This window comes from Pseudoglutamicibacter cumminsii, assembly GCF_016907775.1.
In the GTDB taxonomy this organism is placed as follows: Bacteria; Actinomycetota; Actinomycetes; order Actinomycetales; family Micrococcaceae; genus Pseudoglutamicibacter; species Pseudoglutamicibacter cumminsii.
Genome location: NZ_JAFBCO010000001.1, coordinates 237,682 through 258,883, shown reverse-complemented (window position 1 = coordinate 258,883; position 21,202 = coordinate 237,682). Strand labels below are relative to the sequence as shown.

Annotated in this window: 23 protein-coding genes; 14 read left to right on the top strand and 9 right to left on the bottom strand. The window is 61.6% G+C overall.

Features of this window, described 5'->3' with window-relative positions:
- Positions 1-13 precede the first annotated feature (13 nt).
- The 3 genes from JOD50_RS01125 (at position 14) to JOD50_RS01115 (ending at position 2,658) form a co-directional block, all read left to right on the top strand.
- Positions 14-157 (top strand): hypothetical protein, encoded by a 144-nt coding sequence (locus JOD50_RS01125; protein WP_204880104.1) that lies wholly within the window; start codon positions 14-16, stop codon positions 155-157.
- Between the two features lie 52 nt (positions 158-209).
- Positions 210-2,108 carry a translational GTPase TypA gene (typA, locus tag JOD50_RS01120; RefSeq protein ID WP_204880103.1) on the top strand — a complete coding sequence of 633 codons (1,899 nt, stop codon included), beginning with the start codon at positions 210-212 and terminating at the stop codon, positions 2,106-2,108.
- 97 nt (positions 2,109-2,205) lie between these two features.
- Positions 2,206-2,658, top strand: a complete 453-nt coding sequence (locus tag JOD50_RS01115) for a hypothetical protein (protein ID WP_204880102.1) — start codon at positions 2,206-2,208, stop codon at positions 2,656-2,658.
- On the opposite strand, the gene JOD50_RS01110 is transcribed toward JOD50_RS01115, so the two are convergent.
- Positions 2,576-2,920, bottom strand: a complete 345-nt coding sequence (locus tag JOD50_RS01110) for a hypothetical protein (protein WP_204880101.1) — start codon at positions 2,918-2,920, stop codon at positions 2,576-2,578. The genes JOD50_RS01115 and JOD50_RS01110 overlap by 83 nt on opposite strands.
- 114 nt (positions 2,921-3,034) lie before the next feature.
- On the opposite strand from JOD50_RS01110, the gene JOD50_RS01105 reads away from it, so the two are divergent.
- From JOD50_RS01105 to JOD50_RS01090, 4 genes are all read left to right on the top strand, one after another.
- The gene (locus tag JOD50_RS01105; protein ID WP_204880100.1) at positions 3,035-4,087 is read left to right on the top strand and encodes a DUF2332 domain-containing protein; all 1,053 of its coding nucleotides are present in this window, start codon (positions 3,035-3,037) and stop codon (positions 4,085-4,087) included.
- Between the two features lie 156 nt (positions 4,088-4,243).
- On the top strand, positions 4,244-4,567 hold the full coding sequence (fdxA, locus tag JOD50_RS01100; protein ID WP_204880099.1) for a ferredoxin: 324 nt from the start codon (positions 4,244-4,246) through the stop codon (positions 4,565-4,567).
- 78 nt (positions 4,568-4,645) lie between these two features.
- Positions 4,646-5,827 (top strand): succinyldiaminopimelate transaminase, encoded by a 1,182-nt coding sequence (dapC, locus tag JOD50_RS01095; RefSeq protein WP_204880098.1) that lies wholly within the window; start codon positions 4,646-4,648, stop codon positions 5,825-5,827.
- 166 nt (positions 5,828-5,993) lie between these two features.
- The gene (locus JOD50_RS01090; protein WP_204880097.1) at positions 5,994-7,271 is read left to right on the top strand and encodes a citrate synthase; all 1,278 of its coding nucleotides are present in this window, start codon (positions 5,994-5,996) and stop codon (positions 7,269-7,271) included.
- Between the two features lie 96 nt (positions 7,272-7,367).
- Here the strand turns inward: JOD50_RS01090 and JOD50_RS01085 are convergent, their stop codons facing one another.
- The 5 genes from JOD50_RS01085 to JOD50_RS01065 all read right to left on the bottom strand — a co-directional run bounded on the left by JOD50_RS01085 (position 7,368) and on the right by JOD50_RS01065 (position 12,438).
- Positions 7,368-8,861, bottom strand: coding sequence for an MFS transporter (locus JOD50_RS01085; RefSeq protein WP_338051960.1), 1,494 nt, complete (start codon positions 8,859-8,861; stop codon positions 7,368-7,370).
- A 167-nt stretch (positions 8,862-9,028) separates the two neighbouring features.
- Positions 9,029-9,883: an amino acid ABC transporter permease gene (locus JOD50_RS01080; RefSeq protein ID WP_204880096.1), complete on the bottom strand. Its 855-nt coding sequence runs from the start codon at positions 9,881-9,883 to the stop codon at positions 9,029-9,031.
- A gap of 2 nt (positions 9,884-9,885) precedes the next feature.
- A complete protein-coding gene (locus JOD50_RS01075; RefSeq protein ID WP_204880095.1) occupies positions 9,886-10,569 on the bottom strand; it encodes an amino acid ABC transporter permease in 684 nt (227 codons plus the stop codon).
- Between the two features lie 170 nt (positions 10,570-10,739).
- Positions 10,740-11,642, bottom strand: a complete 903-nt coding sequence (locus JOD50_RS01070; protein WP_204880094.1) for a glutamate ABC transporter substrate-binding protein — start codon at positions 11,640-11,642, stop codon at positions 10,740-10,742.
- 34 nt (positions 11,643-11,676) lie between these two features.
- Entirely contained in the window at positions 11,677-12,438 is a 762-nt protein-coding gene (locus JOD50_RS01065) for an amino acid ABC transporter ATP-binding protein (RefSeq protein WP_204880093.1), read from the bottom strand.
- Positions 12,439-12,656: 218 nt separating this feature from the next.
- On the opposite strand from JOD50_RS01065, the gene JOD50_RS01060 reads away from it, so the two are divergent.
- From JOD50_RS01060 to JOD50_RS01050, 3 genes are all read left to right on the top strand, one after another.
- Positions 12,657-13,424, top strand: coding sequence for an LOG family protein (locus JOD50_RS01060; RefSeq protein WP_204880092.1), 768 nt, complete (start codon positions 12,657-12,659; stop codon positions 13,422-13,424).
- A 113-nt stretch (positions 13,425-13,537) separates the two neighbouring features.
- Positions 13,538-13,870, top strand: a complete 333-nt coding sequence (locus JOD50_RS01055; RefSeq protein WP_204880091.1) for a DivIVA domain-containing protein — start codon at positions 13,538-13,540, stop codon at positions 13,868-13,870.
- 164 nt (positions 13,871-14,034) lie between these two features.
- Entirely contained in the window at positions 14,035-14,202 is a 168-nt protein-coding gene (locus JOD50_RS01050; RefSeq protein ID WP_101630647.1) for a DUF3117 domain-containing protein, read from the top strand.
- Positions 14,203-14,321: 119 nt separating this feature from the next.
- Here JOD50_RS01050 and JOD50_RS01045 read toward each other — a convergent pair whose 3' ends face one another.
- A complete protein-coding gene (locus JOD50_RS01045; RefSeq protein ID WP_204880090.1) occupies positions 14,322-14,957 on the bottom strand; it encodes a class I SAM-dependent methyltransferase in 636 nt (211 codons plus the stop codon).
- A 277-nt stretch (positions 14,958-15,234) separates the two neighbouring features.
- On the opposite strand from JOD50_RS01045, the gene JOD50_RS01040 reads away from it, so the two are divergent.
- Both JOD50_RS01040 and JOD50_RS01035 read left to right on the top strand, forming a co-directional pair.
- Positions 15,235-15,924: a hypothetical protein gene (locus JOD50_RS01040; RefSeq protein ID WP_204880089.1), complete on the top strand. Its 690-nt coding sequence runs from the start codon at positions 15,235-15,237 to the stop codon at positions 15,922-15,924.
- Between the two features lie 58 nt (positions 15,925-15,982).
- A complete protein-coding gene (locus JOD50_RS01035) occupies positions 15,983-16,369 on the top strand; it encodes a twin-arginine translocase TatA/TatE family subunit (RefSeq protein ID WP_204880088.1) in 387 nt (128 codons plus the stop codon).
- Between the two features lie 62 nt (positions 16,370-16,431).
- Here the strand turns inward: JOD50_RS01035 and JOD50_RS01030 are convergent, their stop codons facing one another.
- Positions 16,432-17,568: a P-loop NTPase gene (locus JOD50_RS01030; RefSeq protein ID WP_204880087.1), complete on the bottom strand. Its 1,137-nt coding sequence runs from the start codon at positions 17,566-17,568 to the stop codon at positions 16,432-16,434.
- A 52-nt stretch (positions 17,569-17,620) separates the two neighbouring features.
- On the opposite strand from JOD50_RS01030, the gene JOD50_RS01025 reads away from it, so the two are divergent.
- The gene (locus JOD50_RS01025) at positions 17,621-18,508 is read left to right on the top strand and encodes a YflT domain-containing protein (protein WP_204880086.1); all 888 of its coding nucleotides are present in this window, start codon (positions 17,621-17,623) and stop codon (positions 18,506-18,508) included.
- A gap of 130 nt (positions 18,509-18,638) precedes the next feature.
- Here the strand turns inward: JOD50_RS01025 and JOD50_RS01020 are convergent, their stop codons facing one another.
- Positions 18,639-20,222, bottom strand: a complete 1,584-nt coding sequence (locus tag JOD50_RS01020) for an aminopeptidase P family protein (protein ID WP_420825517.1) — start codon at positions 20,220-20,222, stop codon at positions 18,639-18,641.
- 71 nt (positions 20,223-20,293) lie between these two features.
- Here JOD50_RS01020 and JOD50_RS01015 point away from each other — a divergent pair, with 71 nt between their 5' ends.
- Positions 20,294-21,175 (top strand): PHP domain-containing protein, encoded by an 882-nt coding sequence (locus tag JOD50_RS01015; protein ID WP_204880085.1) that lies wholly within the window; start codon positions 20,294-20,296, stop codon positions 21,173-21,175.
- Positions 21,176-21,202: the final 27 nt, after the last annotated feature.

The following is a 21,202-nucleotide window of genomic DNA, read 5'->3' as shown; positions in this document are numbered from 1 at the left end:
GAATAATCGTGCCATGCGTTCCGGTCGCGACGTGAAAACCGCGCGCGACAGCCCGCGCAACGGCGCGGCCAACATCACCCCGCGCAACGGCACGCTTCACAGCACCTCGCGCAACGGCGCGGCCAACAGCAGAGTAGAATTGCAATCACGCTGTTAATACACGCTGGCCGCAACACGGCGGCCCCACGAACAAGCTGAAGGAACCCCTTATGGCACGTGCCTCACGCGAGGACCTCCGTAACGTTGCGATCGTTGCACACGTTGATCACGGCAAAACCACTCTGGTAGACGCCATGCTCCGCACCACTGGAGCATTCGCCGCACACGGCGAACAAGAAGACCGCGTGATGGACTCCGGCGAACTCGAACGCGAAAAGGGGATCACCATCCTCGCCAAGAACACCACGGTGTTCTACAACGGCCCAGCTTCAGACGGCAAAGACGTCACGATCAACGTGATCGACACCCCAGGGCATGCCGACTTCGGTGGGGAAGTGGAACGCGGCCTCTCGATGGTCGACGGCGTGGTCCTGCTCGTGGACTCCTCCGAGGGCCCGCTTCCGCAGACCCGCTTTGTGCTCCGCAAGACGCTTGAAGCACGCAAGCCAGTGATCCTGGTCGTCAACAAGACAGACCGCCCTGACGCCCGCATCGACGGCGTGGTCTCCGAAACCATGGACCTGTTGCTCGGCCTCGCTTCCGATATCGCGGAAGAGGTCCCGGACCTCGACATCGACTCGATCCTCGAGCTGCCAGTCGTGTACGCATCCGGTAAGGCCGGCCGCGCATCGCTCGAACAGCCAGCCGACGGCGAGCTTCCAAACAGCGAAGACCTTGAACCGCTGTTTGAGACCATCATGAAGCACGTCCCAGCGCCGTCCTACGAAGACGACGGCGTTCTGCAGGCACACGTGACCAACCTCGACGCGTCCCCATTCCTGGGTCGCCTCGCACTCCTGCGCATCCACGGCGGAACCCTCAAGAAGGGCCAGAACGTCGCATGGATCCACCACGGCGACCAGCGCTCCGTGAAGATCACCGAGCTGCTCGAAACCCGTGGGCTCGAGCGTGTCCCAGCGCAAGAAGCCGGCCCGGGCGAAATCGTGGCTGTCGCCGGCATCGAAAACATCATGATCGGTGACACCATCACCGACCTCAACGACCCGCGCCCGCTACCTGCCATCCACATCGATGATCCAGCGATCTCGATGACCATCGGTATCAACACCTCGCCGATGGCCGGCCGCGTCAAGGGCGCTAAAGTCACCGCCCGCCAGGTCAAGGACCGCCTCGACCGTGAGCTCATCGGTAACGTTTCGCTCAAGGTCCTGCCAACCGAACGCCCAGACGCGTGGGAAGTCCAGGGCCGTGGCGAGCTCGCGCTGTCCATCCTCGTGGAGCAGATGCGCCGCGAAGGCTTCGAACTCACCGTCGGCAAGCCGCAGGTTGTGACCCGCGAGATCGACGGCAAGGTCCACGAACCGATGGAAGAAATCACCATCGACACCCCAGAGGACTACCTCGGCGCCGTGACCCAGCTGCTCGCGGCACGCAAGGGACGCATGCAGGAAATGACCAACCACGGCTCCGGCTGGGTCCGCATGGTCTTCACCGTGCCAGCCCGCGGCCTCATCGGCTTCCGCAGCACGTTCTTGACCCTGACCCACGGCGCAGGCATCGCGAATACCATCTCCGCAGGCTACGAGCCATGGGCCGGCGAAATCGAATACCGTAACACCGGCTCGATCATCTCTGACCGCGCAGGCGTGGCCACCCCATACGCGATGATCAACCTGCAAGAACGCATGACGTTCTTCGTCCAGCCAACGCAGGAAGTCTACGAAGGCATGGTGGTGGGTGAAAACACGCGCAACGAAGACATGGAAGTCAACGTCACCAAAGAAAAGAAGCAGACCAACATGCGCGCTGCTTCCGCCGACTCCTTCGAAGGACTCACGCCCCCACGCGTACTCACGCTCGAAGAGTCCCTCGAATTCGCTGCCGAAGACGAATGCGTTGAAGTGACCCCGGAAGCGATCCGCATCCGCAAGGTCATCCTCAACTCCGCCGACCGTATGCGCGAGGCCCGCAGGCGTGCAAAGAACTAACCCAACCGCCGGAGCATCAACCCCCGGAGAGTCACCCCTCGGAGCATCAGCCCCCGTACCAGCCGAGCCAGCCGGCCCTTCAGCCACGCTGAGCATCGTGCTGACAATCCTGCTCGGGTTGATGTCCGGGATCTCCGGGGTGCTCTGGCACACCCACTATTGGGCAGGCACAATGAATGAAACGCTCATCGTGCTCCCATGGGGCGCCGTGCTCTCAGCGCTCGCCGTCCTCGCGGCGGGCCTGTGGTGGGGTAGCTTCACCGGACGGCTCTGGGTCCCGGGTGCCATCGGCGCGATAGCGTTCGCAACGATCGGGGCGCTCTCGCTGTCCACAACGAACATCGTGATCGCACCCATCAACGAGTTCACGCGCAACAATGCACCGGGCGCCTACATCGCGGCGTTGGCCCTCTTTGCCGGGGTCATCCTCGCGACAGTGCTCGCCTCACTCGCCGTTATGAAAATCCTCAGCCGGCGTCAACGCGAGGCCCGCGCTGCTCAGGTGAGCGGCGCGGCGCACGCCTCTGCGGCGGAGGCGGAACAGGCTTAGCGTGCGTGACCCGCGCCGTCGGAACAAACACGTCACCACGGCGCGTACGCACCACAACAATCCTGCCCGCACCCATCCTGCCCACACCGACCGGAGCGGAAGCCTCAGACTCCGCGTGAAGGCTGTCCGCATCGGGCACATAATCCTCAGCTGAACCGATGTAGACGATCTCGCCCAAAGCGTCCGTCAGCGTCTCATCCGGCAAGCGATACCGCGCCACAACACGCGCGCCAACACCGAGCGCGTCAAACAGGTCAGCCATACAGCGATCATGTCACACAGCCCGTGTGCGGTGACGGTGAGATGCAAGTCTCAAGAAGAACAAATATTGCGTTCCGATGGGTTGACCATCGGCCTGGGACATAGCCTTGTGGCCATGTATGCCAATATCGCGGCAACCTACCGCCACTTTGCTGAGGCCGAAGCCCGAGGCATCTCTGCAACCTACGACCAATGGGCTCGGGGAGTATCTCAAGACCCCGCAGTTCTCGCTTTGCTTTCCGAGTTGCCGGGGCTCAAAATCCAGCCGAACCTCGTATTCGCGGCGGCACGGCTCAAGGGAGCCCCAGGAGGCGACTATGAGCAGTTCCGCGCCTGGCTTTTGACGCACTGGGACGAGGTCAAGCCAGAGGTTCTGCAACGCGCGACGCAAACCAATGAAGCCAACCGATGCGCCGTCATGCTGCCGATTCTTTCGCGACTCGATCGGCTTGGTACGGCAGTAGCCCCAACGGCAGCCGATGCGGGTGGCCAGTCGGCGGGGGAGCGGGCACCGCTCTCACTGATTGAAGCCGGCGCTAGCGCTGGCCTGTGCCTCTACCCGGACCGCTATTCCTACGCGTACACGACAACCGCAGGGGAAACTGTAGAACTCCACCCCAAAGACGGGCCTTCCACCGTGACCCTCCCGGCCGCGATCGACGCGGACTGGGTCCCAGACCACATCCCAGAAGTCGCCTACCGCGCAGGAGCAGACCTCAACCCGCTCAACCTCGCAGACGCCGAGGAACTCGCGTGGCTCGAAACCCTCATCTGGCCCGAGCACCAAGAACGGAGGGACCGGCTCTACGCCGCCGCCCGCATCGCGCTGGAGGAACCTGCCCGCATCGTCGCCGGCGACCTCGTTGAAGCCGTCCCCGAACTCATCCGGCAAGCGCCAGCCGAGGCCCGCATCGTGGTCTTCCACACCTGGGTTCTGTACTACCTCAGCCCAGAACACCGCGAAGCCTTCCGCACAGCGCTCGCCGAATTCCCCAACATCACGTGGATCTCATCCGAACCGTACGGCGTTCTGCCGTGGGTAGACCAACGCCACAAAACCCCGTTTGACCACCGCGTAACCCTCGCGGTCAACGGGAAGCCAGCCGCGCTCGTCGGCACCCACGGGCAAAGCTTCGAAGCACTACGTCGCGTGGATCCTTTCCTGTAGCTCAGATCCTTTCCTGTAGCCCCGGCCCTTTCATGTACCCCGTCACGTTGACCGTCATGTGTGCCGCGCCGGCTTAGGCAACAACCGCGCAGGCTACTAAACTGAGGCTCAACAGTTTCAACCACTATCCCACCGTGGAAAGGTAAGGCGACAAGCGTGACCTACATCATTGCGCAGCCCTGTGTGGACTTGAAAGACAAGGCGTGCATTGACGAATGCCCAGTCGACTGCATCTATGAAGGCAACCGCATGCTCTACATCCATCCGGATGAATGCGTTGACTGCGGCGCATGCGAACCGGTCTGCCCCGTGGAAGCCATCTACTACGAAGACGACGTCCCAGAAGAGTGGGCCGAATACTACAAAGCCAACGTGGACTTCTTCGACGAGATCGGCTCGCCAGGCGGCGCCGCGCGCTCGGGTGCATTCGACTTCGACCACCCATTCATCGACGCCCTGCCACCACAGAACCAGGGCTAGAAGCCACCACTAAGGCCGCGCTCCGTCAAGGCTAAACCGCGCCCATCGCAAGGCCGAGCCGCCCATCGCAAGGAATCCATGAGCACAACTGACCGACCCTCAACCCAGCCATCTACGGCGTTTGGGTTGCATCTTCCCGATTACCCGTGGGAGCTTCTGGCGCCGTACCGCGAGCGCGCCCAAGCCCACCCGGGCGGTGCGGTTGATGTTTCGATCGGTACGCCCGTGGATCCAACGCCGAAGATCCTCCAGGATGCTTTGGCCGCGGCCACGGACTCGCCAGGCTACCCCACCACGCAAGGCACCCCTGAGCTGCGGGAAGCGATCGCTCAGTGGTGGCGACGACGCCGCAATGCGGCCGACGTGACCGCGGACATGGTCATGCCGGTGGTGGGTTCCAAGGAGTTCATCGCGTGGTTGCCACTCATCTCGGGGCTCGGTGCGCACGGTGCTCATGGAAACAGCGGAGGCAATGAAAAAGCGGACGTCGTGGTCTGCCCGCGGGTCGCGTACCCGACGTACGCGGTAGGTGCGACGCTGGCCGGAGCCGAGGCTGTATCGGCTGATTCCTTGGACGAGCTGGATGACGAGACGCGTTCCCGCGTCAAGCTCATCTACCTGAACTCGCCCGGCAACCCGACCGGCTCCGTACTGAGCCGCGAGGACCTCGCACGTTGGGTGCGCGACGCGCGCGAGATCGGCGCGATCATCGCCTCGGACGAATGCTACGCGGAACTCGGGTGGGGCGAATGGGAAGACTCCGTCCCCTCGATCCTGGATACGGAAGTCAACGGGGGAGACCTGACCGGGCTTCTGGGGATCTATTCGATGTCCAAGCAATCGAACCTCGCCGGCTACCGCGCCGCGTTCGTCACCGGCGCCCCGGAACTCATGCCGGACCTCATCAACACCCGCAAACATGCCGGCATGATGATCCCCGGCCCAGTCCAGCACGCAATGACGGTCGGCCTCGCAGACGACCAACACGTCGCGCAACAGAAAAACCTCTACCGCGCCCGCCACGAACAGCTGAAGTCCGCGCTCGAGTCCGCTGGCTTCACCATCGACCATTCCGAAGCCGGCCTCTACCTGTGGGCGACCCGCGGCGAAGACTGCTGGGACACCATCGGGTGGCTCGCCGACCGCGGCATCATCGCAGGACCCGGCGCGTTCTATGGCCCGCACGGAACCAAGCACGTCCGCATAGCCCTCACCGCATCGGACGAACGCATCAAAACCGCGGTAGAGCGGCTCACGTAACGCGCGTCACACAGCGCCATAAAACCACTCAGCCCGTGGCAAAATACTGCGCTCAGGTCGCAGGTGAAGCCCGGACAAGATACGGTATAAGAGAGCCATCCGTGTGCCCGGACGTCACCGGCGCACCGCGAGGCACGTCAACTAACTCACTCAGGAGGCACTCCACATGACTGATGCGAATGCACAGTTGAGCTATGCCGAGAAGCAGCTCGACCTCGGCGTTGTGGAAGCGGCAGAAGGCAACGAAGGCCTGGCAATCGCTCCGCTGCGTAAAGAAACCGGCGCAGTAACGTACGACCCGGGGTACATGAACACGGCCTCGACCAAGTCGGCCATCACCTACATCGACGGTGAAGAGGGAATCCTGCGTTACCGCGGCTACCCGATCGAGCAGCTCGCTGAGAAGTCGAACTTCCTGGAGACCTCCTACCTGCTCATCAACGGCGAACTCCCAACCGCCGAGCAGTACGAAGAATGGGACCAGAGCATCCGCCGCCGCACCCTCCTGCACGAGGAAATGCGCAACTTCTTTGACGGCTTCCCACGCGATGCACACCCGATGCCGCTGCTGTCCTCGGCAGTGTCCGCGCTCTCGACCTGGTACCAGGACTCCCTGGATCCGTTCGATGACGAACAGATCGAACTGTCCACGACCCGCCTCATGGGTAAGGTCCCGGTCATCGCTGCATACGCGTTGAAGAAGTCGATGGGCCGCGCGCTGCTCTACCCAGACAACTCACTCAACCTCGTTGAGAACTTCATCCGCTTGTGCTTCGCTAACCCAGCGGAGCCGTACGAGCTGGACCCAGAGATGGTGCGCGCGCTTGATCAGCTGCTGATCCTGCATGCAGACCACGAGCAGAACTGCTCGACCTCTACGGTCCGCATGGTCGGCTCCGCTGACGCGAACCTGTTCGCTTCCGTTTCCGCGGGCATCAACGCTCTGTTCGGCCCAGCTCACGGCGGCGCGAACGAGGCCGTTCTGCACATGCTCAAGCAGATCCAGGCTGAGGGCCTCGACCCAGCTGACTTCATGGAGAAGGTCAAGAACAAGGAAGCCGGCATCCGCCTCATGGGCTTCGGCCACCGCGTATACAAGTCCTACGACCCACGCGCGAAGATCGTCAAGGAAACCGCGCACCGCGTCCTCGAGAAGCACGGCTCCAACGAGCTGCTCGACATCGCGATGACCCTGGAAGAGAAGGCGCTCAGCGATGATTACTTCATCGAGCGCAAGCTCTACCCGAACGTGGACTTCTACACGGGCCTGATCTACAAGGCGATGGGCTTCCCAGAGAAGATGTTCACCGTCCTGTTCGCGATCGGCCGCCTCCCAGGCTGGATTGCCCAGTGGCGTGAAATGATGCAGGACCCAGAGCGTAAGATCGGCCGTCCACGCCAGATCTACACCGGCTACACGCAGCGCGACTACCCGAACGCGTAACGTCAAGCCGCAACGAGAGGGGCTCCACCACGGTTCACGTGGTGGAGCCCCTCTCGTTATCTGCAGAGCTAGTTGTGCGCCGTGGCGCCCCTACAGTTAGGCGCCGTAGCGGTCCCGGCGTTCCTTGCGCGACTGGAACAGATCCAACACACCGAGCGCGGTAGCGAGCGCAACAATCGCGAACACGGCAGCGAAACCGGTCATCGTTGCGTGATCCCAGTTGCCGGTTGCCGCCGCGCTCGCAAACACGATGCCCGTGACCAACGCAAGACCAATCGCGGTACCAACACGCTGCCCCGTCTGCATGACGCCGCCTGCGGACCCCGCGTACTGAACCGGCACATCGGCCAGGGTAAGAGTCTGGTTAGGGCTAATCACAGCACCCTGAGCACCACCAGCGAACGCGAGCGGGATCATGAGCCACCACACGGAGATATCCCAGGTCTCGATCATCCAGATCACCAGGATGCTCCCCAGGAGCCCCACAAGCACCACAAACTGAGCGGTGACCACCAGGATGCGGCCCAAACGCACGATGTGGCGGCCAGCGATCGCGGATGTTGCCGCAGACAGGATCGCGGCAGGCAAGCCGATCGCGCCCGCTGCTAGAGCGGACTTGCCCTGCCCGTTCTGCATATAGACAGCCACGATCAACCAGATAGCGGGCATGCCCGTGAAATGCACAGAGATCAGCGCGGTTCCGTTGGCGAACGAACGGGTCTTGAACAGGTTCATATCAACCATCGGGGAGCGGCCGCGGCGTTCATAGGAGCGCTCCCAGAAGACCCACACGACCAACACGATGAGCCCGAGTGGCAACGCCGCCCAGAACCAGGCCGAAGCGCGCGCTTCCATGAACGGCAGCATCACAAGCAGCACGGACAAGCCGAATAGGATGATGCCGACGGGGTCGACGTCGGCCTTGGCACGGCCTCGCGAGACCTCAACGCCATCGGGCTGGATACCCGCAGGCTGATCCGCAGCCGGCACCGGCTCCCACGCCCCCGCAGGGAACCATTTCTTCGACATGAGGATCGCGAAAGCCGCGATCGGAACGTTGATGAGGATCGAGGCGCGCCAACCCCAGTCAGCGCCGAAGATCTGGATGAGCAGGCCACCCAGGACTGGGCCGATCGCAACAGAGACACCCACCACGGCACCGAAGAGGCCGAACGCCCTGCCGCGCTTAGGTCCGCTAAAGAACTGCTGGATCAGGCCGATGATCTGCGGGCCCAGAGCGCCAGAACCTAGACCCGTGAGCGCACGGGCAACATTGAGTACGGCAGTGTTCGGCGCGAGCCCCGCCAGAAGCGAGCCGAGACCGAACACCGCCAAGCCGGCCACGAACAACCGTCCACGGCCATACACGTCGCCTGCGCGGCCCGCGGCAACCAGCAGGACACCGAAGGCCAGAGCGTAGCCGGAGACAACCCACTGGAGCTGCGAATCATCTGCGCCCAGGCTCGTCTTGATCGACGGGAGAATGACGTTGACAATCGAGACGCTCAGAAGCGTCATAAACATCGGAATCAGCGTCACCGTCAACAGATGCCGCTGGACCGGAGAAAATGCTTGATTATCAGTAGTCACGGACAAAGTATGTCACACGGCACACACGAACTAACCGGCATTAAACAGCCGATGCGCCACCCAGCTGGTCGGTTATGGCCAAGCTAAGCGGCGCAGCGGAATCACGCGGCGCATCGACGTAACGCCCGCGCGGGACTATACGGCCGCGGAGTTAGGAAGCTGCCCAGTTAGGAGGCTTGGACGCTTTCCATCTTCGCGCGAGCCTTCTTAGTACCTGGCTGCTTGTTGATGCGGTATTCGGCGTAGCGTGCAACACCGGAGAGGATGAGGCACAAGCCGATGTACATGACCGCGCCGACGATCGCTGCAGGGATCAGCGGATAGCCGTAGGAGATCTGGTTGCCGATGAGCTTCACCTGGTACAGCAGCTCCTGGTACGTGATCACGAAACCAAGCGCGGTGTCCTTGAGAGCCACAACGAGCTGGGAGATGATGACCGGCAGCATCGACTTCACGGCCTGCGGCAGCAAGATCAGGGTCATGACCTGGTACTTACGCATACCGACGGCGTACGCGGCTTCCGCTTGCCCCTTCGGCAACGAGACAACACCTGCGCGGATCGCCTCCGCCAGAACCGACCCGTTGTAGGCGGTCAGAGCGATCACGACAGCCGTGAACGGCGTCAGCTTGATGTCGATCGTTGGGAGGCCGTAGTAGAGCAACATCATGAGGATCAGCAGCGGGATCGCACGGAACGTCTCAACGAGGAACGAGAAGATCGCACGCACCCATGCGTGATCCGAAAGACGCCCAACCGCGAGGATGAATCCGAGCGCAAGCGACAGCACAGCAGCAAGCCCGAACGCGGTCAGAGTGTTGAGCGCGCCCTGCACGAAGCCCTGCACGATGCGTGGGGACTGAAGGAACGCCCACTTTTGCGGAGCGAACTGACCGGCCGCGGCGAACTGGCTGATGATGAACCAGACAATCCCGGCAACTACCAGGATGGTGGCGACCGCGAGGATGCGGTTGCGGACTTTGGCGCGTGGGCCAGGCTGGTCGTAGAGAACTGAAGCCGCCATGGTTATGCCACCTTCCACTTACGTTCGAAGTACCGTTGCAGCATCGACAGGAACATCACGAGCACCACGAAGATGATGGCGACCCAGATGAGGCCCTGCAACTGAGGTTCGGAGCGTTCCGAGAGGTACTGGCGGATCGTTCCAGCCTCAACCACACCGAAAGCTGCCGCGACCGTCGTGTTTTTCAGCAACGCGATGAGCACCGAGAACATGGGTGGCACGGTTGCGCGGAAAGCCTGCGGCAGGATGATCTGCGTCATCGACTGACCGAACGTGAGCCCGACGGCGCGGGCGGCTTCCGCTTGCCCCAACGGTACGGTGTTGATACCCGAACGCAGAGCTTCCGCGACGTAGGTCGCGGTGTAGAGGGTCAGGCCGACCATCGCGAGCTGAACGAAGTCCAGCTTGGGTAGGACTGAGCTGCTGCTTGATGCGAGTTTGGGGTACCCGAGGGCGAAGAACATGAGGATCAACGTCAGCGGGGTGTTACGGACCGCGTTGACGTAGAACGTTCCTACCGCGCGCATCACAGGAACGGGGGAGACCCGCATCGCGCCGACGATCGTGCCGAGGATGAGGGAACCGATGCCCGAGACCACGAAGAGCCACAGAGTCATCTTGAAACCGCGGATGTATATGTCGCTGTTGTCGGTGAGTACTCGCCAGAACTCGGCTAGCGCGTCCATGTGTGCGCTCCTTGTCTGCCTGAGGGGGCTGCTGGGCTTTGCGTGCCCGGTTTATCTGTGTAGGGCTGACCAGAAGGGTCAGAGTGTGCTGTTTTCATGGGAAAGGCGGCTCGAGTTCTGAGCGCCCGAGCCGCCTTCCTCCATGTCACGCTGTAAACGTGATCAGCGGTTTAGTTGCACTTGTCTGGCTCAGGCTGTTCGACCTCGGTGCCGGACTTACCAAGAGTTGCGTCGTAGATCTTGGTCCACGTCTTCTTGCCGTCCTCGGAGGTCAGCGATTCGGTCAGAGCGGTGCACAGCGCGGTGTCGCCCTTAGGGATACCAACGCCGTAGCGTTCCTCGGTGAATGGCTCGCCGACAACCTTGAGGTTGTCTGGGTCGTTGGATGCGTAGCCGAGCAGGATCGCCTGGTCGGTGGTCACAGCATCAACGTTTCCGTCCATGAGGGCGGAGACACATGCCGAGTACTTGTCCATACCCACGGCCTTGGTGTCCTTGAAGTTTTCTTCAATGTTCTGCAGTGGGGTCGAACCGGTTGCGGAGCATACGGTCTTGCCCTTGAGGTCCTTTTCGGACTTGATGCTGTCGTCGTCCTTCTTGACGAGCAGGCCCTGGCCGGTCAGGAAGTATGGGCCGACGAAGCCGACCTGCTGCTTGCGCTTGTCGGTGATCGAGTAGGTGCCGACGTACAGGTCAACGTCACCGTTGGAGAGCGCCTGCTCACGGTTTGCCGAGTCCACGACCTTGTATTCGATCTTGTCGGATTCGATGCCGAGCTCAGCGGCCATCCAGCGGGCGATTTCGATGTCGAAGCCGGAGCGCTCGCCGCTTGCGGCGTCGAGGTAGCCGAGGCCTGGCTGGTCTTCCTTGACGCCGATGACGACCTTGCCGTCCTTGGAGATCTTGTCGAAGGTCTTCGAGCCTTCGATCTTGACGTCCTTCTTAGCGTCGAGGTCTACGTGCTCTGCTTCGCCTTCGCCACCGCCGCATGCGGTGAGAGCGAGTGATGCTGCTGCGAGCGTCGCGAATACAGCGCTTGCGCGCTTACCGCGGCGGGTGAATGAGAAAGCCATGGGTGTTTCCTTTCTAGGCCCCCGGGGTGGGGAGTTAGTGAGTGATGAGCTTGGAGAGGAAGTCTTTAGCCCGGTCGGTTTGCGGGTTGGTGAAGAACTCTTCTGGGGTTGCTTCTTCGACGATTTCGCCGTCTGCCATGAACACGATGCGGTCTGCGGCTTTGCGGGCGAAGCCCATTTCGTGGGTCACGACGATCATCGTCATGCCGGACTTGGCGAGCTGGATCATGATGTCGAGCACTTCGGTGATCATCTCGGGGTCGAGTGCCGAGGTAGGTTCGTCGAAGAGCATGACTTCAGGCTTCATGGCCAGTGCGCGGGCGATGGCGACGCGCTGCTGCTGACCGCCGGAAAGCTGCGATGGCATCTTGTTGGCTTGGTTGCCCACACCCACTCGGTTGAGCAGTTCGAGGGCTTCCTTCTTCGCTTCAGCAGGCTTGACGCCGCGAACCTTGACGGGGCCGAGGGTCACGTTGTCCTGAATGGTCTTGTTGGCGAAGAGGTTGAAGGACTGGAAAACCATTCCGACGTCGGCACGTAGCTTGGCGAGCGCCTTGCCTTCCTGAGGAAGCTTCTTGCCGTTGATGAGGATCTCACCGTTGTCGATGGTTTCGAGGCGGTTGATCGTCCGGCACATCGTGGACTTACCGGAGCCAGAAGGGCCGAGGACGACAACCACTTCACCGCGGTGGACGTCTAGGTTGATGTCGCGCAGGACGTGAAGTGGGCCGTAGTGTTTGTTGACCTCTTTGAGGGAAACAACGGGTGTGGTATCCGTCTCAACTGTTGATGTCATGAAAACAAAATAGCAGTTTTTGTGTGACTTGTATCAACTTGGTGTGGATTTTTAGTGATTGTGTATGGATTTTCCTGTGAACGGTGGACATGTGTCGACATATGGCGGCTACGGGTGACGCCCCACGGACCCTTATTTACCTACAGTTCATCAACTTCTCGCTCGTCGGGGTGTCGTTTCAGTGCCCCGGAGCTCCGCGGCCTGGTTAGGGTTGCATTATGACCACCTCTAACCGTCTACCGTTTGATCCTTCGCACTCCGAGGTTCCGCTTCCGGGCCGTCGACAAGCGGATCATTTTGACCGCGACATGCTCAAGCGGTCTTCGCCGATTGACCGTGGCCGCGAGGCGTGGCGCGTTCTGCGCATGCAGTCTGAGTTCGTGACCGCGTACGACACGTTGAATGAACTCGGCGGGGCGATTGCCGTGTTCGGTTCAGCGCGCCTTGGTGAAGGCACGCAAGAGTATGAGGCTGCGCGTGATGTCGGCCGCAGACTCGCTGAGGCTGGCTATGCCGTGGTGACGGGCGGTGGGCCAGGAACTATGGAGGGCGCGAATCGCGGCGCTGCTGAAGCCGGGGGCCGCTCGGTGGGGTTGGGCATCAACCTGCCGTTCGAGACCGGCTTCAACGCGTGGGTAGACACCCCTGTCCCATTCCATTACTTCTTTAGCCGCAAGGTGACGTTCGTGAAGTACACGGACGGTTGCGTCGTGATGCCTGGAGGCGTGGGTACGCTCGATGAGCTTTTCGAGATCATGACTCTGTGCCAGACGCAGAAGATCGGTAGCTATCCGATCGCACTGATCGGTAAGGATTTTTGGGGCCCGCTCCTTGAATGGATGGAACAGGTTCTGCTTGAGCGCGGAACCATCGGTGAAGCGGATGTTCAGCGCCCGCTGGTCACTGACGACATCGCTGAGGCCGTTGAATTCGCGACGGTTCACGCGCGCCGCCCGGGTGGCGCCCCAGAAGACGCGCAAGACTGAACGGCATATCCTAGAGAAAACTAACCTGGCGAAAGCTAACTCGGCGCTGTGAGCTCGAGTACGCAGCCAGGCCTGATGTCGAGGCAGCTTCAGCTGCAGGTGAGGGTTATCCGATGCCTTTGTTAGTGGTGTTTATTGCGGTGATTGCCGCTGCCGCGATCGCTGTGGCTGTGTATCCGCGGTCAAATGGGCGCGTTACTCCGCTAGATGACACGCCGCCGATGGTGGGGTTGCCGGAACCAGATCCGGTGCTGCCGCCAGTTGTGTTGCCGGAGAATCCGCGTGGCGGCGACGTTGATGCGTTGCGTCTGCCTGTTGCCTTCCGAGGGTATCGATGCGATGTCACGGATGAAGTGCTCGACGCGTTGGCCATGCGGATCGAGGCGTTAGAAGCCGAGAATGCGCAGTTGCGTTCCGGGGCCTCTCGAACAGCATCAAGCAAGTAATCTCTAGCGGGTGCGACCGGCATCAAAAGCTAGAAACGGGCACGTCAGGGCATCCTCCGATTGGTTGTGACGCAGGTTATCTGGGATAATGCTGTTAACCCTGAAGGGGCTCGTACTTTACTGGGGTCAGCGGTACCCCATTGGAACATGAGGAGCGCACGAGTATGGCTGCGATGAAACCACGTACCGGCGACGGTCCGCTGGAAGTTGTTAAAGAGGGCCGGAGCCTCATTATGCGGGTTCCGATCGAAGGCGGCGGACGCCTGGTCCTGGAGATCAATGACGACGAAGCCGTTGCCATGCGTGATGCTCTCGTCGGCGTAACCGAATAAATCTTTCGAACAGAACAAAGTTTTCGTACAGCGCAAAACTTTTCTGTAACGAGTGAGCGCGCCTACCACAGCGGTGGGCGCGCTCACTCGTTAATTCTCGCTTCGGTACGTCGTGGCGTTTAGCGTTTCTTGACGGCCAACATGACGCCGGTCCCGGACGGGATCGTTACGGAGAACACGTCCTCGTGGTCACGAAGCCAGCGTTGCGCTTTACGTGCCGCGATCGTCGACGGCTTGCGTACAGCGGGAGCAGGGACGCGGTCTGAATCGAGCGCGTCGTTGACGATCAAGAGTCCGCCTGGAGCCAGAAGCCGTAGCGCTTCAACTGATTCTTTCGCTACCCGGTTCGGGTCGCCATCGAGCAAAACCAAGTTATAGGACGCGTCCGCGAGCCGAGGGAGGACTTCCTGGCTGCGGCCGTTGATGGTCCGGACCTGGCGGCTCGGGAGTTTCTCGTCCTTGAAGGCGTAGCGTGCGGCGTCCAAGTGATCGTAGTCTTTGTCGATCGTGGTGAGGACCCCATCAGGCGCCATACCACGCAGAATCGACAGCGAGCTCACACCCACACCCGTGCCGACCTCGACCGCGGCTTCGACGTGCGCGTTCGCGGTGAGCACGGTGATCAGTTGCCCAACGGTCGGGGTGACCGGCTCGACGCCGAGCTCTTGTCCACGGCTACGCGCGGAAGTCAGCACAGCATCCTCGAGGGGGAGGGCCTCTGTGTAAGACCAGCTGCTGTGCTTTGAAACTGACACTGATGTTCCTTCGGGATCGAATCGGGAGCGCCGCGTAGCGGCAAGGGTTTCTTAGACATCTTATGCCGTCGCTCGGGTTGGACTTCAACGCGCACCAGCACGTGAAGCAAACCGCGTTCATTAAGCAGTTTCCCTTGAGTCTGTTACCAGGTTTCGCTCAGGTGAACACGGCAAAATAGGAGTGAATCATGTTCCTGCACGGCCTCATTTGGTGAGGCCAGTTGTAGGCGTGCCAGTCTTAAATCCGGTTCCGAGCAAGGAGGTGGCATAGAGGTATATGAGCGACAATGAACGCGATACCTCCCAGGAAGCCCCTCCACACAGCTCCAGTTTTCAGGATGGCGCGGTACGCCCGCGTGCAACCCGTTGGGTTCCGCTCATTGGTGCCTTGGTGACGTTCTCCGTCATGGTGGGCGTGGTCGTAGCAGCGTGGATTGCCGGGGGAGTCCGGGAACCTCAACCGGTTTCGACATCCGCCTCCCACTTCACAGAGGACGGCGAGCCGCTCAGTTCGGATGAAATCTCGAACCTTCGGCGCGCGGGCTGGTTGTGCACCGACCTGCGCACCATCGGATTCACGTGGCAAAGCGCATCGGGCCGGCACATCGGAACCACGTACGAACTCCGGCAGACCTACCACTCGCCTGCGGGAACAGTGGTGATCGTTGAATCCCGTGAAGCGAGTAGCGGATCCACGCAGAGCCGCATCGAATCGGAAGACGCAGAAGCGAGTAACCCCGCGATCCTTGAGTTGCGGGACGGCATGGGGCCACGGTGGAAATCCGAGCTGAGCACGGACAGCGCGCGCTTCGTGATCGCGGCGGATCTGCCATACATTCACGAGAAGCTGCTCGTGCATCAAGTCCGCGCGCAGGCGACTGACAAGATCCGTGACCTCGACGCCTCGCGCGCAGGTGGTCTTGAACGGCTCAGCCGTGGTTTCGCTCGCCTCATGGAGCCCCGCTGATTGGCCAACGGATTCGTGTCAGATTCGTAAGCATCGTGTGAACAGGTAAACTTCGGGCGTGGAGTTTTTTGGAATTAATGGTGCAGAGTTCCTGATTTTGGGGATTCTTGCCGTTGTGATCCTCGGGCCAGATAAGCTACCCGAGTACACCCGAAAACTCGCCGACTTCATCAAGGGCATCCGCAATTACGCGAGCACCGCTAAGGAACGTTTCCAAGAGGAAATGGGCGATGAAGTCAACGATGTCGACTGGCGCAAACTTGATCCGCGGCAATACGATCCCCGCAAGATCATCCGCGACGCTCTCTTTGAAGACGACGACGCGCCAGCAGCTCCCGCACAGCCTGCGGCTTCGCAGTGGAAACCGCAAGGCCTCCCGAACGTCGCGGCGCAAGACCTGCTACCGGCCGATGAACCGGCGCCGTTCGACGACGAAGCGACCTGAGTTGGCCCTCTAGCCGGGGAGGACAGCGGGTGTTTACCTCAAGGTGTTTACCTCAGTGTGGTTTACCTCGGCGTGACGCCGAGCGGCTTGCCTGCAAGCCCACGCGGCGCCGAGGCGAGTTCGCGTGCCAGGGCCCGCAACGCATCGGCCGCTTCTGAAGGCTCCGAGCTCAACACGACCGGAGTGCCTTCATCCGAGCCGATCCGCAGCCTCTCCTCGAGCGGGATCTGCGCGCGAACCTCAACCGGATAGCCCACCTGCTCGCTTAGATGCTGGGCGACCAGCTCGCCGCCACCGGAACCGAAAATGTGGGACACGCTACCGTCCGGCATCCGCATGAAAGACATGTTTTCGACCACGCCGAGCACCTTCTGGCCAACCTGATGCGCCATCGCGCCGGCACGCTCGGCAACCTCCGCCGCGGCTGCCTGAGGGGTCGTGACCACGAGTACACCAGCGTGAGGGAGTAACTGGCCGACAGAGATCGCGACGTCGCCCGTGCCTGGAGGCAGGTCGAGGAGCAGGAAATCGAGGTCGCCGAAATGAACCTCGTTCACGAACTGCTCCAGCGCGCGGTGCAACATCGGGCCGCGCCACATGACAGGCTGATTGCTGTCTAAGAACATGCCGATCGACATGACCTTCACGCCGTGCGCGACTGGCGGCAAGATGAGGTCGTCGACGCGGGTCGGCTTGTCTGTGACACCCATGAGCCCCGGGACCGAGAAGCCCAAGACATCCGCGTCAATCACGCCGACTTTGTAACCCTCAGCGGCCAACGCCGCCGCCAGGTTCACAGTGACGGCCGACTTCCCGACCCCGCCCTTTCCGGACGCGACTGCGATGATGCGGGTGAGCGTGTCCGGCTTCGTGAGAGGCGAGCCCGTGCGCTTGAGTGAGCCCACCAGTTCGGCCCGCTCCTGAGGCGACATGACGTCCAAAGTGACATCCACATCGGACACCCCATCAACCGTGCGGGCAGCGGCCTCAACGTCGTCAGCGATGCGCGACTTCATGGGGCAACCTTCAACGGTGAGCTTGACCGTGACGCTCACGCGGCCGTCATCGGTGACGGTGACGTCGCTGAGCATCCCGAGGTCCGCGAGCGGGCGGCGCAACTCCGGGTCCTGAACGGACGAGAGAGCGCGGCGCACACGCTCGGAAAGGCGCGAACGGTCAGAAAACTCAGCTGTTGGCATACTTCCCAGGATAACTAAAGCCAAGCACGGGATAGCGGAGTAAATTGGGGGTATGACAGCTACACCGGACGGCCTAGGCAACATGTTCATGACCATTCCTCGGGGGCCGGTCTTGGGGCGCTACAGCGACTACCAGGACGCCCAGAAGGTGGTCGATTTCCTCGCGGATAACGACTTCCCAGTCAAAAACGTCTCCATTATCGGAAACGACCTCAAACTGGTTGAGCGGGTGTCCGGCAAGCTGACCTACCCTAAGGTCGCTCTTCAGGGGGCGATGCAGGGCGCGATGATGGGTCTGTTCTTCGGACTCATCATGATGCTGTTCTCGCCGCAGGGGGTCAACATCGCGACGGTCGTGCTGGCGGCTCTGCTGATCGGTGCCGTAATGTGGATGATTTTCGGAATCATCCAGTACGCGTTGCGCCGCGGGAAACGAGACTTCGCGTCCACCCGCCAGGTTTTGCCGGCGAGCTGGGACGTGATCGTGAACCCGCAGGTCGCTGGCCAGGCCCAGGCGTTGCTGCGTAAGTTGCAGGATCGTCCGGTTTCGTTGCCAGTCAACGAAGCTGGAAACTACAGCCAGGGCGGCGGTTACCATGGCGGTGGTTACGGCCAGGGTGGTGGCTATCAGGGTGGCGGCTACGGCCAGGGTGATTTTGGCCGGGCTAACGTTGACGGGAGCCCTACCGGGAATGCTGGCCAGTACGGTGGCGTCAGCGGCGGTGCGTCGTCTGAGGCGGAGAAACCGTCCGAGGCGGGGTCGAGGGCTTCGCGTGATCCGTTCTATGCGGATCTTGAGGATGGTCGCCCGCGCTTTGGTGTCCGTCGTGAGGACCTTGAGGCTCAGAAGCGCGAGGAAGCTACACCGGAACCGGAGCAACCCGAAGCCGAAGAACCCGAGGCCGACAATTCGGGAACGGATAAGCCGGAAGCCAAGTAGCCGGTGGTGAAATAGCCGGAATACAGAAAGCCGGGCGCAGACCTATATTTCTTGGTCTGCGCCCGGCTTTCTTGTGGCTCAGCAGTGCTTCGCGGCTGTCGCCGCAGGCCGCGCTGCTTAGTTGCGCTGCCTAGCCGCGCTTGAGCCAGGCCTCAACTTCGTCGACGGTGCGTGGGATGTCCTTGGTGAGGGACTCGGCGCCGTCGGCGGTGACGAGGATGTCGTCCTCGATGCGCACACCGATGCCGCGGTATTCCTCAGGTACGGCGAGGTCTTCAGCTTTGAAGTACAGGCCCGGTTCGATCGTGAAGATCATGCCTTCCTGAACGATGCCGTCCTGGTAGAGCTCCTGACGTGCCTGCGCGCAGTCGTGAACATCCAAGCCGAGGTGGTGGCTCACACCGTGCGGCATCCAGCGGCGATGCTGCTGACCCGACGGCTTGACCGCTTCCTCAGCGCTGACCGGCAGTAGACCCCACTCATCGAGGTGTTCGGCCAAAACAGCGGCAGCCTTGTCGTGGATCATACGGAACGTGATGCCCGGCTTGACGATTGCGAACGCCTGATCCGCAGCATCCAGAACCGCTTCATAAATCTTGCGCTGGATCGGCGTGAACGTGCCATCCACCGGCACAGTGCGGGTCACATCGGCCGTGTAGAGCGAATCAACCTCAACACCGGCATCAACCAGCAACAGCTCACCCGAGTTCACCTGGCCGTCGTTGCGGATCCAGTGCAGAGTGGTCGCGTTGTTGCCCGAGGCCGCGATCGTGTCGTAGCCGAGGTCGTTGCCCTCTTCACGTGCACGCGCAAAGAACGAGGTCTCCACGACGCGCTCGCCGCGCTTGTGGTCTACCGCGCGGGAGAGGTTAGCGATGATGTTCTCAAAGCCAGACGCAGTAGCAGCAACGGCCTCACGCATCTGTTCGACTTCCCACTCATCCTTGATGAGTCGCAGCTCAGACAGTGCTTCGGTGAGCTTGGCGTCCTTCTTGTCCTCGGCGTCGAGGTCGGTGAAGCCGGTGTTGATGCGGGACGTGTCGATGAGCGCATCCACAACCTGGTCCACGTTACGAACCACGCGTACACTCACACCGCCGAGCGCCGGGAGGCCCGCGTTCTCAGTGATCGCGTCCTCGAGCTTGAGGTCCATGTGCTCGGTCGGCAGGCCCGTTTGGGTCGCCATGGTCTCGAGCGTGTGGCGGGCACCAATCCAGAACTCACCCGTGCGGGCGTTGGAGTAGAACTCCTTGGAATCGCGGCCAGCCATAGGGCGGAAGTACAGGGTCGAGACGTGCTGCGAGCCATCATCGCCCTTGCCTTCTTCAACAGGCTCCATGACCAAGACCGCATCCGGCTCTTGATCAGTGCCCAGCCCGGTCATGTGGGCGAAACCCGAGTGTGGGCGGAAACGGTAATCGGTGTCATTCGAACGTACCTTGAGCGGGCCCGCCGGAAGCACCAGGCGCTCACCCGGGAACAGTGCGGACAACGCGGCACGGCGTTTGGCGGCGTAGTCAGCCGAGGCCGCGCGGGTCACCGAGTGATCCGCTTCTGCCCAGTTCGACGCCATGAACTCGCGGAAAGCTTCAGAATTAGGACGCATGGAACGGTTGTTAACCCTTTCCTCAATAGGCTGCTCAGAACCCGCGCCCGCAGAGGCTGCGGCGGAAGGCTGGGCAGGGAACTGCGAATCAGATGTCTCGTTAGTCACCCCTCTATCGTGTCATTAGGGTCTGACAGTTTCATCCCGAAATGTGCGTGTCCTGTCGTAAGCTGTGGTTCATGCGCATCGATCTTCACACTCATTCGTGGGTTTCCGACGGCACCGAATCCCCACAAGACGTCATCAAACAGGCCCACCAGGCTGGCCTGGACATCGTGGCTCTCACGGATCACGATGCGGTTGACGGCTGGGACGCGGCCCGCTCAGCCGCGCTCGAGCTGGGTATGGGCTGGGTTGGCGGCATCGAGATCAGCTGCCGAGTCCCGGATACCGGAGTCACGGTGCACATGCTCGCTTACATGCCGGACCCTGAGGATGCCGCACTTGTGGCCGCGATGGCTGATCAGCGTGATTCCCGCGTGGTGCGAGCCCAGATGATCGTTGAACGGCTCGGAGTAGACTTCCCGATCACATGGGAAGACGTCCTCGCGCAAACATCCGACGGCGCGACGATCGGCCGCCCGCACATCGCCGATGCGCTCGTGGCCGCCAACATCGTCCCGGACCGCAGCGCCGCATTCGCTGACATGCTCTCGAGCAAGAGCCGCTACTACGTTGATCAGCCCGCGCCAAGCCCCGTTGCTGCGGTCGAGATGATCCGCGCCGCCGGGGGAGTACCGGTCATGGCACACCCCGCCGCACCCGCACGCGGCCGCGTGATCCGCCACGCCGACCTCGAAGACTGCGTCGACGCCGGGCTTGCGGGCGTTGAAATCTATCACCGCGACAACAACGAAACTGGCCGCGCATGGCTCCACGACGTGGCCCGCGAACGCGACCTCATCATCACCGGCTCCTCTGACTATCACGGCACCGGAAAACCGAACCGGCTCGGTGAAAACCTCACCGAGCCGGAACAGCTACAAAAAATCCTCGAGCAAGCCGCACCCCACAACCGCAGCGCCTACACCGCCGGGCTACCGGCAGAATGGCTGCGCTGAGTTAGTAGGCGCCGCTAAGTTAGCAGG

Coding starts and splice junctions, on each gene's coding strand:
- JOD50_RS01075 (WP_204880095.1), bottom strand. CDS start 10,569: ATGGACGCGCTAGCCGAGTTCTGGCGAGTACTCACCGACAACAGCGAC.
- JOD50_RS01065 (WP_204880093.1), bottom strand. CDS start 12,438: ATGACATCAACAGTTGAGACGGATACCACACCCGTTGTTTCCCTCAAA.
- typA (WP_204880103.1), top strand. CDS start 210: ATGGCACGTGCCTCACGCGAGGACCTCCGTAACGTTGCGATCGTTGCA.
- JOD50_RS01070 (WP_204880094.1), bottom strand. CDS start 11,642: ATGGCTTTCTCATTCACCCGCCGCGGTAAGCGCGCAAGCGCTGTATTC.
- JOD50_RS01110 (WP_204880101.1), bottom strand. CDS start 2,920: ATGGCTGACCTGTTTGACGCGCTCGGTGTTGGCGCGCGTGTTGTGGCG.
- JOD50_RS01060 (WP_204880092.1), top strand. CDS start 12,657: ATGACCACCTCTAACCGTCTACCGTTTGATCCTTCGCACTCCGAGGTT.
- JOD50_RS01080 (WP_204880096.1), bottom strand. CDS start 9,883: ATGGCGGCTTCAGTTCTCTACGACCAGCCTGGCCCACGCGCCAAAGTC.
- JOD50_RS01055 (WP_204880091.1), top strand. CDS start 13,538: ATGCCTTTGTTAGTGGTGTTTATTGCGGTGATTGCCGCTGCCGCGATC.
- JOD50_RS01050 (WP_101630647.1), top strand. CDS start 14,035: ATGGCTGCGATGAAACCACGTACCGGCGACGGTCCGCTGGAAGTTGTT.
- JOD50_RS01030 (WP_204880087.1), bottom strand. CDS start 17,568: ATGCCAACAGCTGAGTTTTCTGACCGTTCGCGCCTTTCCGAGCGTGTG.
- JOD50_RS01015 (WP_204880085.1), top strand. CDS start 20,294: ATGCGCATCGATCTTCACACTCATTCGTGGGTTTCCGACGGCACCGAA.
- JOD50_RS01090 (WP_204880097.1), top strand. CDS start 5,994: ATGACTGATGCGAATGCACAGTTGAGCTATGCCGAGAAGCAGCTCGAC.
- dapC (WP_204880098.1), top strand. CDS start 4,646: ATGAGCACAACTGACCGACCCTCAACCCAGCCATCTACGGCGTTTGGG.
- JOD50_RS01025 (WP_204880086.1), top strand. CDS start 17,621: ATGACAGCTACACCGGACGGCCTAGGCAACATGTTCATGACCATTCCT.
- JOD50_RS01040 (WP_204880089.1), top strand. CDS start 15,235: ATGAGCGACAATGAACGCGATACCTCCCAGGAAGCCCCTCCACACAGC.
- JOD50_RS01125 (WP_204880104.1), top strand. CDS start 14: ATGCGTTCCGGTCGCGACGTGAAAACCGCGCGCGACAGCCCGCGCAAC.
- JOD50_RS01105 (WP_204880100.1), top strand. CDS start 3,035: ATGTATGCCAATATCGCGGCAACCTACCGCCACTTTGCTGAGGCCGAA.